General features: G+C 33.9%; 12 protein-coding genes. All 12 read right to left on the minus strand.

Annotation, left to right across the window (positions count from 1 at the left end):
- Positions 1-49: 49 nt before the first annotated feature.
- Entirely contained in the window at positions 50-628 is a 579-nt protein-coding gene (pgsA, locus tag CDZ89_RS11455) for a CDP-diacylglycerol--glycerol-3-phosphate 3-phosphatidyltransferase (RefSeq protein ID WP_096154574.1), read from the minus strand.
- 337 nt (positions 629-965) lie between these two features.
- Positions 966-1,832: a helix-turn-helix domain-containing protein gene (locus CDZ89_RS11460; protein ID WP_157842728.1), complete on the minus strand. Its 867-nt coding sequence runs from the start codon at positions 1,830-1,832 to the stop codon at positions 966-968.
- 74 nt (positions 1,833-1,906) lie between these two features.
- Positions 1,907-2,698 carry a DUF3388 domain-containing protein gene (locus tag CDZ89_RS11465; RefSeq protein ID WP_096154576.1) on the minus strand — a complete coding sequence of 264 codons (792 nt, stop codon included), beginning with the start codon at positions 2,696-2,698 and terminating at the stop codon, positions 1,907-1,909.
- A gap of 137 nt (positions 2,699-2,835) precedes the next feature.
- On the minus strand, positions 2,836-3,093 hold the full coding sequence (locus tag CDZ89_RS11470) for a DUF3243 domain-containing protein (protein WP_096154577.1): 258 nt from the start codon (positions 3,091-3,093) through the stop codon (positions 2,836-2,838).
- A 63-nt stretch (positions 3,094-3,156) separates the two neighbouring features.
- Complete coding sequence (gene ymfI / locus CDZ89_RS11475) at positions 3,157-3,873, minus strand: elongation factor P 5-aminopentanone reductase (RefSeq protein WP_096154578.1); 717 nt, start codon at positions 3,871-3,873, stop codon at positions 3,157-3,159.
- Positions 3,874-3,934: 61 nt separating this feature from the next.
- Positions 3,935-5,218, minus strand: a complete 1,284-nt coding sequence (yfmH, locus tag CDZ89_RS11480; RefSeq protein WP_100333724.1) for an EF-P 5-aminopentanol modification-associated protein YfmH — start codon at positions 5,216-5,218, stop codon at positions 3,935-3,937.
- 2 nt (positions 5,219-5,220) lie between these two features.
- A complete protein-coding gene (gene yfmF / locus CDZ89_RS11485) occupies positions 5,221-6,498 on the minus strand; it encodes an EF-P 5-aminopentanol modification-associated protein YfmF (RefSeq protein ID WP_096154580.1) in 1,278 nt (425 codons plus the stop codon).
- A gap of 201 nt (positions 6,499-6,699) precedes the next feature.
- On the minus strand, positions 6,700-7,425 hold the full coding sequence (locus tag CDZ89_RS11490) for a GntR family transcriptional regulator (RefSeq protein ID WP_096154581.1): 726 nt from the start codon (positions 7,423-7,425) through the stop codon (positions 6,700-6,702).
- Between the two features lie 193 nt (positions 7,426-7,618).
- A complete protein-coding gene (locus tag CDZ89_RS11495; RefSeq protein ID WP_096154582.1) occupies positions 7,619-9,958 on the minus strand; it encodes a DNA translocase FtsK in 2,340 nt (779 codons plus the stop codon).
- 155 nt (positions 9,959-10,113) lie between these two features.
- Complete coding sequence (locus tag CDZ89_RS11500) at positions 10,114-10,329, minus strand: YlzJ-like family protein (RefSeq protein ID WP_096154583.1); 216 nt, start codon at positions 10,327-10,329, stop codon at positions 10,114-10,116.
- Positions 10,326-11,075 (minus strand): ClpP family protease, encoded by a 750-nt coding sequence (locus CDZ89_RS11505; RefSeq protein WP_096154584.1) that lies wholly within the window; start codon positions 11,073-11,075, stop codon positions 10,326-10,328. Before CDZ89_RS11505 ends, CDZ89_RS11500 begins: the two co-directional genes overlap by 4 nt.
- A gap of 187 nt (positions 11,076-11,262) precedes the next feature.
- The gene (locus tag CDZ89_RS11510) at positions 11,263-12,936 is read right to left on the minus strand and encodes a ribonuclease J (RefSeq protein ID WP_406564891.1); all 1,674 of its coding nucleotides are present in this window, start codon (positions 12,934-12,936) and stop codon (positions 11,263-11,265) included.
- Positions 12,937-13,214 lie beyond the last annotated feature (278 nt).

Here is a 13,214-nt window from a genome sequence, read left to right on the forward strand (position 1 = left end):
AAAAGCTCCTTTTACATTGCATTTCATTTCTAGTAAATTCGTAAAAAGCTTACTTAGAATTTATAAAAGCTTGACGGTTTTTGTAAAAGTAATCCCAGCCGGAAATTACAGTAAATATCATTGCTACCCATAACGCAATTATATCAAATGGTATTCCGATTAAACCAAAAGGAACATTATGTAATAGTAGTGCAGAAACAGCAATAATTTGAGCCCATGTTTTAATTTTCCCTAACATGTTTGCTGCCACTACTTCCCCTTCACCAGCTAATACTAGGCGAAGCCCTGTAACCGCAAACTCACGGCTAATAATAATGATTACAATCCATGCAGGTGCCAAACCAAGCTCAACAAGAGCAATTAAAGCAGCTGAAACTAATAACTTATCAGCAAGTGGGTCTAAAAATTTCCCTAAATTAGTTACTAGGTTTAATTTCCTAGCATAATAGCCATCCACCCAATCTGTTACGGAAGCAATAATAAATACTAATGCTCCAATAAGATGTGCGTACGGTAAAGAAAGGTCATTAATAATAAGCGAACCCCAATTTAAGTCTGTAAGCATTAAAAATAAGAACAGTGGGATTAACAATATTCTTGATACGGTAATTTTATTAGGTAAATTCACTTTTTTTCCTCCTATAACTGGTTGCGCCATTAAACTATACAAAATTTAACTAACTTTGTCCATTTTCAGCCGAGTCAATTACATGAATCAATTTCAAAATTACTGTTCGTTTAGTGAAAAACGAATGTTAAGTTTATTATAATTAAATAACTTTCGATATAAAACGTTAATTATATGAAAGAATAGGTTTAATATTAATTTTTCGTTTAGTAATTGTACATTATGAAACTCACTCACATAATAAAATAATCTTTTTTTAATGAAACGACCGTAATTATGAAGTTAATTCAACCTTAAATTAATAAGAGAAAAAGCCATCAAAATACTTTTGATGACTTTATTCTTCAGAAGCTGGAGTGAATATAATCGTGATACCTTGTCTAACAGAAGCTTGCGGATCAAGTGGGTATTCAAACGTTTCACCGTTAATCACTAGGATAGTATCAATTGTATTACCGATGTTAAAGATCACTTCTCTTTCGTTGGAGAAATCAAAGGTTTCGGTTTCACCATTCGGTAGCGTATCGAAGAAAAACTTCTGACCGGCATTGTTCTCTACTCCAATCCAAGGTCCACCAGTAGAAGACATTTCTACCGTAAATACATCCGTTCCAGTAAGTTCAAACGTTGCATTAGTACCTGATTGACTTATTAGTTGTAACGTCCCTGTAGAAGGCTCTGGCTCTTCCTCTATCGGTTCTTCTTCCACCGGCTCTTCTGGTTCATTTGTTTCTTCATCTACGATTGCTGGTGCCTCATAATCTAAAGGCGCTTCATTATTATTTTGTTGAGTATTCGGGTTTTCCCCTGTTTTACTCAAAAATAGTAGCCAAATTAGTACAAAAAGTGCAATGATGACAAGCACACCTAAAACTTTCGGAAGTAGCTGAATAATTTTAGAATCTTCGCTCGGGACTTGCCTTCTAGTTTTTACTCTAGATAGTTGATCAGGTAATTCACTTTTTGAGTTTGTTGGAATATCTGATTTGTGTTCTTCAAATAAAATGTCTGGATCTAGTCCAACTGCTTCTGCATATTGTTTTATAAAAGCACGTGCGTAAAAAGCACCAGGCATTTTGGAATAATCGCCTTCTTCAATCCCGATTAAATATCGCTTTTGTATTTTAGTAATACTTTGTAAATCTTCTAAAGACAAGCTTTTCGCTTCTCTAGCCACTTTCAGTTTATTTCCTAATTCAGTCAAAATAAAACACCTTCCATTTAATTAGGCTCTCTATCATATTTTAAATTTAAGTTCGTTTAGTAAAACGGACTCAGTTAAAAGTCAAATCCCCCGAATGGGTTCTCATCAAACATTTTGTTTTCTTGTGGAGGTTCAAATGTAATTTCTTCGTCCGGATTGTTTCTGATTTCTATTATGTAGTCGAAGTCTTCTAAGTTGTATTCTGTGTTTTGAACAAAAATATCTGGGTGTTCCACTACTTTCACAGCAGGTAGTCTCATAATTTCTCTCACTAACTGCCAATGTTTTTCGTTCGCTCGTTTTGTGGAAACAATTCCATCAATAATAAATAGATTATTTACATCATATTCATCTTGAATGAGTTGACTTCTAATGGTTTGCTTTAATAATGTACTCGAGACAAATAACCAGCGTTTATTTGCGCAAACACTAGAAGCGACAATGGATTCCGTCTTCCCTACTCGTGGCATGCCTCTGACTCCAATTAATTTATGACCATCTTGTTTAAATAATTCTGCCAAAAAGTCAACTAGTAAACCTAATTCATCTCTTACAAATCGGAATGTTTTTTTATCGTCAGCATCTCTTTGAATATAACGCCCGTGCCGAACCGCTAAACGATCTCTTAACTTCGGTTCCCTTAATTTCTTTACTGTTATATTATCCATTGTATTTAAAATAGATTCAAGCCTTGCTATCTGCTCATTTGTTTCGCTTAATAGTAACATTCCACGTCTCATGTCATCAACACCATTTATAGTTACAATGTTGATAGATAACATACCGAGTAGAGAAGCTATATCACCAAGTAGTCCAGGTCTGTTTATATGGATTTCATATTCTAAGTACCATTCTTTTTTCTCCATACTTCCTCTCCAATCTATATTTTCCGACATCTTTAATTTTATAATAGCTAAATTGATAGGAATAAGAAAGTGATATTATAAATTAATTAAAAAAATTAAACATAAAGAACAAAAAAAAGAGAGGTTATTATCCTCTCTTAGTACGTACCGTCGTTCCTAACTAATTTTACCATCATATTTGCAATCGCATGTTGTTCTTCTGGAGAAGCTACTTTCCAAAGATCCGCTAATACTTTTTCTTGCTCATTTTTTGCTTCTACTTCTTTTGCTAAGTAGTCACCGATTTCGTAAGCAAGTTGACTAATTGTATTTTGGTCCACACCTTCATGTTGAGCATGATCAAGGCGATCACCTAAAAAGTTTTTCCACTGTTCCCAGTTTTCTAATACAGACATCTTTGTTCCTCCTTCCAAAATAACTTCAAGAATAGTATGTATTCACATGGAAGGATTTATGCATTAAAACCATCCGCCATTTACATTCATTATTTCTCCAGTAATGTAACTAGCTCTATCTGACAATAAGAAGCTCACAGCATCAGCAATTTCCTTCGATTGGGCTAATCTTCCTAACGGAATGTCTTCAGCTAACTGTAATAGTTCTTCTTGGGTAAAATGTTCAACCATTTTTGTATGAACTGCTCCAGGAGCAACGGCATTAACACGTATACCACTTAATGCCACTTCTTTTGCTAATGCTTTAACAAATGCAATTTGTCCACCTTTTGTCATAGAATATAGCACTTCACATGAAGCACCAACTTGCCCCCATACAGAAGAGACTACAACTATATTCCCTGATTTTTTTTGTATCATAGAGGGTAGTAACGTTTGTATGGTTTCGTATAATGATGTTATGTTAAGCTGAATCATTTTGTCCCTATCGGCCTTACTAATATCAGTAATGAGTCCATAAAAAGTTGTTCCTGCGTTGTAAACAATCGTATCAATAGGTGTGTTAATCTGTGCTTTTAACTTTTCGACACCGTCATAGGATGAGAGGTCAGCTTGTACTGGACGCACTTTTTCTTGTCCATATTGGTTTACCATTTGATTAACTGTTTTTTCGTCATTGTTGTAATGCAAGTAGGTGAAATATCCATCATGGATGAGTTGTTCGGAAATTGCTTTTCCAATCCCACCACTAGCACCTATTATTAACGCTCTATTTTTCACTTTTTTCCACTTCCCTTTACCTAAAAGAAGCACTCGAAAGAATACGAGTGCTTTCCATCTGTTATTTTGGCACAACTTGACAAACCGTTAAAGCTTCTTCTTTAAAGAACTCGCTCGCAGCTACCTCAATATCACTTAAAGAAATTTGTTCTAATTGCGGAATTACTTCAAATAGTTCCATTTCATTAAATGCGTAGCGAGTGAATTGATTTGCAATAAACTCTGGAGAATTTAATGCCCTTAAAAATGAACCAATCTTTTTCTTTTTCGTTCTTTCAAGGTCTTCTTCTGTCAAAGTTTTAGAATCAAAATTCAGTAAAATGTTTTCCAGCTTTTCTTGTAGCCGATCAGGGTTTGATGTATCTCCACCAAGCATTGCAAACCCAAAACCATTCTCACCTGTATAATCATAAGAGAACGTTTCATCAATTAAACCTTCATCATATAATTCCTCATGATGAATGGAGCTTTTTCCGAACAAAAAGTCTAGGATGACATTAATCGTTAGTTCGTGTTTTAATAACTCAACGCCTTGTTTATCGACATTCGTTTCTTTTACACCTACTAAACATTTAGAAGTATGAACATTCATTTTAAGCACTCTTTTCTTTTCGGCAACAGACTTTGGCTCATCACCGTATTCTCTCTTTATTTCTTGAGGAGTTTTGAACGTTTTCTTCGCTTGATTACCTTTCACAAACTTCATCATTTTTTCTGGATCCATTGGACCAACGATAAACAATAACATATTACTTGGATGATAGAACGTTTCATAACAAGTGTAAAGTAGTTCAGCTGTTACTTTTGCTATAGATTCTTTCGTACCTGCAATATCAATTTTCACTGGGTGTTCGTGGAACATATTTTCAATTAGACCAAAATATGCTCTCCAATCAGGATTATCATCATACATCGTAATTTCTTGGCCAATAATTCCTTTTTCTTTTTCTACCGTTTTTTCTGTGAAATATGGCTCTTGAACAAAGTTTAATAATGTTTCTAAATTTCCATCCACATTAGAAGTACTAGAAAACAAATAAGCAGTTCTAGTAAACGAAGTAAAAGCATTTGCGGATGCACCTTGTTTACTAAAGTCTTGGAATACATCACCGTGTTCTTTTTCAAATAACTTATGTTCTAAAAAGTGTGCAATCCCATCAGGTACAGTCAAAAACTCATCTTTACCGAGTGGTACAAATTTATTATCAATGGAGCCGTACTTCGTTGTAAATGTTGCATACGTCTTATGGAATCCCTCTTTTGGTAATAAGTAGACGTGAAGGCCATTATCTAATTTCTCGAAATATAGCGACTCTGCTAGTTGGCTAAACTGAAGTTTTTCCATTTTTACGCCTCCTTCCCAGTTAAGAAGTAGATGGTATCTAATTGAAACTTTTTACACGCTTCCACTATTTCTTCTTTAGTTACTTTTTCAATACCATGTATTACTTCTTCTAATTCTTTATGTTCTGTTTTGCTATCATTATTAAATAAGACTTCAACAAGCCCTCTAGGTGTATCAATTGTTTCAAGTAACTGGTTTTTAATTACAGCTTTTGTTTGGGATATTTCCTCCTCTGTAAAAACACCATTTTGCATAGCACTCATTTGCTCTTTAATAATAGTGACAGCTTTTTCATAGTTACTCGAATCTACTCCAGACATGACGAGCAACAATCCTTTATGACTTTCAACTCTCGAAGCAGCGTAATATGCTAAGCTTTCCTTTTCCCTGACATTAATAAATAATTTGGAATGTGAAAAGCCACCAAAAATACCGTTACCTACTTGCAGTGCGTAATACAAAGGGTCATTGAATGTAATATTCGTACGAAAACCTATATTTAACTTTCCTTGTTTAACATCTTGCTTTTCAATAACTTCATTTTCTTCTTTTAGTTCTTTATTGGTTTTGTTTGCATTTCGCATAGAAGCATCGCTTTTTTCCATCGTAAAAACGGAAGAAACCGCGTCTACTACTTCATCTTCTTTTATATCTCCAACAATGTATAAGTGTATTTTATTGGCAGGGAGGCTTTCTTTATAAAATTTATATAAAGCTTCGGCAGTAATCTCATCTACTTTTTCCTTCATTCCATTAGCAGGGAGTCTGTAAGGCTCCTCTTTACACATTTCTTCAATTAATCTATGACTTGAATAGCGCATTTTATCGTCAAAAACAGATTGAATTCTTTGTTTTAAAGCTCGTTTTTCTTTTTCTACTGTATTCTTTTGAAAAGCATTACCTTCTAAAGCTGGTTTTAATAACATTTCGCCTAACAATCCAATTGCATCTCTTAACAATGGTGTGCTATCACTTAAATACTTTTCATTAGCAACATCCATTCGGAATGTAATAATATGGTCTTCCCCTTTTTTGCTTAAATCAACATTTAAAGTTGCCCCGTAAAGATTATCTAGATGAGAACGTAGTTTTGTTGATGTTGGATAGCTCTCTGTGCCGTTCTGAAGTACGTGTGCTAAAAGAGACCTTAGTGTTACATCATCTTCGTCTAAAGGTGCTTTCAACTTTAGAACTATCGTGTTTGTTTTAAACTTATTTGTCTGTACAATATGTAACTTTAATCCAGAAAGCGAATGTATTTGTTCTGTGATTAGTTTCAAAGACCGTTTCCTCCTTTTATGTGTTACTATGCTTATTATTTCAAAGAGTAGTTGACTTTAGTCTTATTACCAATATAACGAAAAAGATGAAAGTTTTTCAAGTTTGACGATTTGGTTTACATAACATGATTATGGTAAATAAAATAGGGTAACAATGACTGTTACCCTATTGTTACTTATATTATTAGTAAAGTGACGCAATTATAATCGTTTTCTTAATACATGAAAGCTAAATTTATCAGCTCTGAAGTAATTAATTGAATATAAAATTGGTTCATCAAATTGGTCATAATGCATTTGTTTCAAAACAAGTAAAGCTGATTCTGGCTCACACTCTAAAATAGGAGAAATTTTCTCGTGATAACCTATTGGTTCAATATGAGTTACAGCATATGATACATATCTACCAGCTTCATTTTCTAATAAATTTAGTAAGGACTCATTTTTATTCAATTGATATTCTTTTACGATTGTCGTCGGAATTTTGTCAATACAGAACACTACTGGTTGACCGTTTGCTGTTCGAACACGTTCAAATTGATGAACTTCATCAAATGATAAACCATGGAACTTCCGTTGATCTTCTTCGGTAGCACTTTTAACGGAAGAAGTTAAATGAACGGTTCCAGGAATCATTCCAGCTTGATTAATCATTTCCGTCACACTATTTAATTGTTCTATACCAGAAGAAAAGACTGGTTTAGGATTAACAAACGTTCCCACACCATGCCTACGTACAACAATTCCATCTTCCTCTAACACTCTGAGTGCTTCTCGTAACGTCGCTCTACTTACACCGAGCTGACGTGATAATTCAAATTCTGAAGGCAATTTTTCTTTCTCTTTAAATACTTCGTTTTCAATGTCTTTTTTTAATCTATCTACCACTAACAAATACAAATGTCTACTATCTGCTCTAATAGTCATCCCTTTTCCCCCATAAAACGTTTACAAAACTATGTAGTTTTCCTATATGTTGAAAATAATATAACACTTTTCCAGTTGAAAAGGAATAGAAAATCTTTATATTTAAACCGAAACAAGAATATTTAGCTAATTTTAATAACTAAATATTCGGAATTAACAAAAAAAGACGTGAAAACACGTCTTTTTCCATCAATCAAGAACCAACATCTTCATTTTTCATATTTATTAATACCGCTCTTGGTTTACTTCCTTCATATGGACCTACAACACCGCGAGCTTCCATCGCATCAATTAATCGAGCAGCCCTTGTATAGCCAATTCTGAATCTACGTTGCAACATTGAAACAGATGCTGTTTGCATTTCCATAATTAATTGTACTGCTTCATCGTAAAGATCATCTTCCACTTCTTCCATTTCTTCTGATACATCTTGTGGAATCATTTCCTCTTGGTATTGTGCTTTTTGTTGATCAATAACAAATTCGACGATTCGTTCGACTTCTTCATCCGATAAAAATGCACCTTGCACTCGAACTGGCTTTGAAGCTCCTACTGGTAAAAACAACATATCTCCACGTCCAAGTAACTTTTCTGCTCCACCCATATCTAAAATAGTTCGTGAATCTGTTTGGGAAGAAACACTAAAAGCAATACGTGAAGGAATATTAGCTTTAATGACACCGGTAATAACATCAACAGATGGTCTTTGTGTTGCAATAATTAAGTGAATACCTGCTGCACGTGCCATTTGCGCAAGTCTAGTGATACAATCCTCTACTTCGCTTGATGCAACCATCATAAGGTCTGCAAGCTCATCTACGATTACGACAATATATGGTAAAGAAGGTTGAATAGAATCCGCATCTGTATTATGTCGTTTTATATAATCATTGTACCCCTCAATATTTCTAGTCCCAGTATGAGAAAACAACTCATACCTTCTTTCCATTTCACTTACCACTTTCTTAAGAGCCTGAGCAGCTTTTTTAGGGTTTGTAACTACTGGTGCAAGCAAATGTGGAACACCATTATAAACATTTAACTCTACCATTTTAGGGTCAATCATCATCATTTTAACTTCATGAGGTTTCGCTCGCATTAAAATACTCGTAATAATACCGTTAATACAAACACTTTTTCCACTTCCTGTCGCACCAGCAACAAGTAAATGAGGCATTTTATTTAACTCAGCTAAAACTGCTTCTCCTGAAATATCTCGTCCCAATCCAATAAGTAATTTTGCCTCTGGCTTGTCTGCAATTTTTGTATCCAATACTTCTCTTAACGAAACCATGGCAACTTCATTATTTGGAACTTCAATTCCGATTGCAGATTTTCCTGGTATAGGTGCTTCTATACGTATATCTTTGGCAGCTAAAGCTAAAGCTAAGTCATCACTTAAATTCACTATTTTACTAACCTTTACACCAACGTCTGGATACACTTCATATTTTGTAACTGCCGGCCCTAGATGAACCTTTGTTACTTTTGCTTTCACTCCAAAACTTGCAAATGTTTTTTCTAACTTACGAGCATTTTCGTAAATGTTTTCATGCTCTGTTGATTGCGTATTCGGTTTTGGATCATTTAATAAATCAAAAGATGGAAGTGCATAGTCTTTATTTTCAACTTCTGTAAAAGCCATAGGAGTCTGAATAATATCTTCTTGTGGTGCATTGATTTTTTCTTCAGCTGCAACCACATTCACTTCCGTTTGTTCCTTACTTTCTGCTCTATCTGTAAAAGAAGAAATAATAGGTGGTGGTGTCTCATCCAATTCAACAATTTGAACCGGATTCTCTATCACTTCTGATTGATTTTTTTCTTTCTCTTTTTGTTTCTCTTTTTCTTTTCTTGTTTCGGAATCTTTTTGTTTCTTTTTCTTTTTACTTTCATCTTTCCACGTTTTCATATCTTCCATAAAAGCAATCCATTGAACTTTGACAAAGCTAAACAGAGCACTTAATACTTTAATTACTGTATCATTCAACGATCTACCAGTAACTAAAATAACACCAATAACAATAAAGATAGTTGCAATCCAACGAGTTCCTTTTGCATCAAATAATAAGTGGAAAATAGAAAATAGAATAGCGCCTATCATTCCCCCGCCTAAATCTGATGTACTTGTTTCACCTCTTACATCGAACCAAAATAATTCCCAAGTATTAATAATAACGGAAGGATTAACAAAGTCATCCCCTCTAGAAAGTAAATTAAATAAGGAAACGTGTGTTAATAGTAATATAGATAACACAATAATATATGTACCAACTAATTGACGAGTAAAAAAAGGAGGTAGGTCCCTCTTCCAAATGATATATCCTGATAAAATGACCATCCCAAGTAATAAAAGCATGTACCATTCGCCACTAAAAAAACGGAAAAAGAGTACAATTGTATTCCCAACCATCCCAAGTTTTGCAATTGCAATAATCGAGAACGCTAATATTAATAAACCGATTACTTCAAACGAAACGGTTCGTTTCCATTCACTTTGGTTTTTCTTTTGTCTTCTTTTTCTTTTTGACATATTCCTCACCTAAACTAACATGAAATTTGCAATACTTACCTCTCCTATTAAGGAATAAAGAAGGGTGACTCATGCGGTCACCCATGTATTACTTTTATTCATTATAGCACATGTTAACTTATGGAGATAAGGTACACTATAATTATTCTTCCTATCTATTCCTGATAGTTAATCGTTTGTCCAGGAGAGTATTCTTCTTGTAAATAGTGATAAGGATTTGTACTCATATTTCTAACTATTTGATAACTGTTTCTTTCTGATTGTTGAACAAGCATCGAACATCCATTATAGTCAATTACCATATGCTTACCGAACGCTGATTCATCTGTTGGAAAAACAATTTCTTGAGGCATTGTTGTATAAAGTATCATTGTATCATCTGCTCCTCTTGTACTTGTCTTTCGTCTATCATCTCATTTAATTTCCTAATAGCGTCTCCCACTCCACCAACATGATCAATTAATCCATATTCTACTGCATCAGCTCCGACTACATTCGTACCTATATCGCGAGTTAAGTTTCCTTTTGATAACATTAGTTCTTTAAATTTTTCTTCTGTTATATTAGAGTTTTTCGTGACGAAATTTATTACCCTTTCTTGCATTTTATCTAAATATTCAAATGTTTGAGGTACGCCAATTACAAGTCCTGTTAATCTAACAGGGTGTATGGTCATGGTTGCTGATTCAGCAATAATGGAATAATCGCAAGAAACCGCTATCGGGACGCCGATGGAGTGACCCCCACCTAATACTAATGAAACGGTAGGTTTTGATAAGGACGCTAACATCTCAGATATTGCTAATCCAGCCTCTACATCTCCTCCCACAGTATTTAAAATAACAAGAAGCCCTTCAATTTTAGGGTTTTGTTCAATCGCAACAATTTGTGGAATGACATGTTCATATTTTGTTGTTTTATTTTGTGGAGGTAATTGAACATGTCCTTCGATTTGGCCTACAATCGTTAAACAGTGTATTTTTGAGTCTTGAGGTAATGATGCAACATTTGTTTGTCCAAGTTGTTGAATTTTATTTACAATTGAGTCTTTACCTGCGTCTTGTTTATTTGGTTCTGCTTGTGGTTGATTGGAAGAGTATGTATGTTCGTTACTCATAATTATATGAACCCCTTTCGCCTTTTACTTTTACATGCTCTTTTTATTATCCACCACTTAAATAAAATCATTCTATAACTGAGTAAGTTTCATCATGTATGACTAATATGAGATTAATTCAACTTAAGAAAATAGAAAAAAGAGGTTATCTTAAATACTAATGTCTTTAAGATAACCTCTTAACATATTAGACTTCCATGATGATAGGTAAAATCATCGGACGGCGTTTTGTTTTTTCGTAAAAGTACTGGTTTAATGATTCTCTAATACTTAATTTCATTGAAGACCATTCAATTACTTTTTCTGTTACACTTTTTCCTACTATATCTGTAACAATTTCATTCGCTTTTTCGATTAATTGTTCCGATTCTCTTACATAAACAAAGCCTCTTGAAATAATTTCCGGTCCTGCGACGATTGCTTTTTGAGCTTTGCTAATTGTCACAACAACGATTAAGATGCCGTCTTGAGATAATAATCTTCTATCTCTTAACACAATGTTTCCTACATCGCCAACACCAAGACCATCAATTAAAACATTTCCTGCATAAATTTTCGGTCCAAACTTAGCCAAACCATTAGAAAATTCAATTACATCACCTTTATCAACAAGGAAGATGTCATCATCCTGTATGCCAGTAGTTTCGGCAAGCTTTGATAGGGCGATTTGCATTTTAAATTCACCTTGAATAGGTAAAAGGTACTTTGGCTTTATTAAATTTAGCATTAATTTTAATTCTTCTTGGTATGCATGTCCAGATACGTGTATTTTTTTATGCTTACCAATAATTGTTGCACCAACACGCCCTAGTTGATCTACCACTTTAGATACTGTCAGTTCCGTACCAGGAATTGGAGAAGCCGCAAGCATTACTGTATCATTTTCTTTAATTTCAACATATTTATGTGTGCCTCTTGCCATCTTTTGTAACGACATTAACATTTGAGTATGTGTTCCAACTGTTAAAACAACAATTTCATCGTCATTCATTTTATTAATTTGTTGAATTGGTACTATTACCTCTTCTGGAATATCTAAATAACCTAAGTCAATAGCGATGTCTAACATTTTGCTTGAAGGATGATTTAAAATAACTAACTTGCGATTTGTTAGTACAGTAGATTCAACGACTTGTTGAATACGTTGAATATTTGTTGCTAAGCAAGCTACAAATACGCGAGATTTTGTATTATATAATACATCCGCTATCTCTTGTTTCACAATTGATTCAGAAATATTATTCCCTGGCTTTTCTGCATTCGTGCTATCGCATAATAAACATAGAACTCCCTTATTTCCGATGTTTGCAATAGTACCTAAATCAGATGCGTGTCTAACTTGTGATTGATCAAATTTAAAATCACCAGTATGTACAATTGCGCCTTGACTAGTATGGAAACATATTCCCACTGAATCTGGGATACTATGATTCGTTCTAAAAAATGAAACTTCTATATTTTTGAAAGATAAGTGGCTATCTTGATTTACTTCCATAAATTTAATGCTACCTAAGCTTGTACCACTCTGTTTTACAACTTCTTTAGCAAGGGCTATTGTTAATTTCGTCCCATAAACCGGTGCTTGTATTTTTCTTAAAACATATCCTAACCCACCAATATGGTCCTCGTGACCATGTGTTAAGAAGATTGCCTTCACTTTTTCTTTATGGTCTTCTAAATAAGATATATCAGGAATAACCATATCAATACCTAACATACTATCTTCTGGAATCATTACTCCTGAGTCTACAACATATATGTTGTCTCCTACTTCTAGTACATACATATTTTTCCCTACTTCGCCAACTCCGCCTAGGGAAAAAACTTTTATTTTCTCTTGTGTACTCATCATCATATTCATTTCCTCCTGAATCTACAAAAAATCCCAACACAAATAAATTACCGTAGTGAAAGAAACACCGATAACCATATTAATAGAAGTTAAATATTTTTTTATTAATCCGCTCCAGTCACTTGTTCATATTATATCTTATGCAAGAATTGGAATACAAGAAATTTAATGTTAAACAGAAAATTAACCTATTAAAACTTATTAAGATTATGTATGAAGAAAGGTGTTGTACGAATGTACAACACCTTTAAACAATATTTTAATTTAATGGTTGTGTTAAAGTTTGC

Source organism: Bacillus alkalisoli (genome assembly GCF_002797415.1).
GTDB classification, from domain to species: domain Bacteria; phylum Bacillota; class Bacilli; order Bacillales; family Bacillaceae_I; genus Bacillus_CD; species Bacillus_CD alkalisoli.

Excerpts from the sequence above, each read along its gene's own strand:
- CDZ89_RS11465 (WP_096154576.1), bottom strand. The coding sequence starts at position 2,698 with ATGGAGAAAAAAGAATGGTACTTAGAATATGAAATCCATATAAACAGA.
- CDZ89_RS11470 (WP_096154577.1), bottom strand. The coding sequence starts at position 3,093 with ATGTCTGTATTAGAAAACTGGGAACAGTGGAAAAACTTTTTAGGTGAT.
- yfmH (WP_100333724.1), bottom strand. The coding sequence starts at position 5,218 with ATGGAAAAACTTCAGTTTAGCCAACTAGCAGAGTCGCTATATTTCGAG.
- CDZ89_RS11490 (WP_096154581.1), bottom strand. The coding sequence starts at position 7,425 with ATGACTATTAGAGCAGATAGTAGACATTTGTATTTGTTAGTGGTAGAT.
- CDZ89_RS11495 (WP_096154582.1), bottom strand. The coding sequence starts at position 9,958 with ATGTCAAAAAGAAAAAGAAGACAAAAGAAAAACCAAAGTGAATGGAAA.
- CDZ89_RS11500 (WP_096154583.1), bottom strand. The coding sequence starts at position 10,329 with ATGATACTTTATACAACAATGCCTCAAGAAATTGTTTTTCCAACAGAT.
- CDZ89_RS11505 (WP_096154584.1), bottom strand. The coding sequence starts at position 11,075 with ATGAGTAACGAACATACATACTCTTCCAATCAACCACAAGCAGAACCA.
- CDZ89_RS11510 (WP_406564891.1), bottom strand. The coding sequence starts at position 12,936 with ATGAATATGATGATGAGTACACAAGAGAAAATAAAAGTTTTTTCCCTA.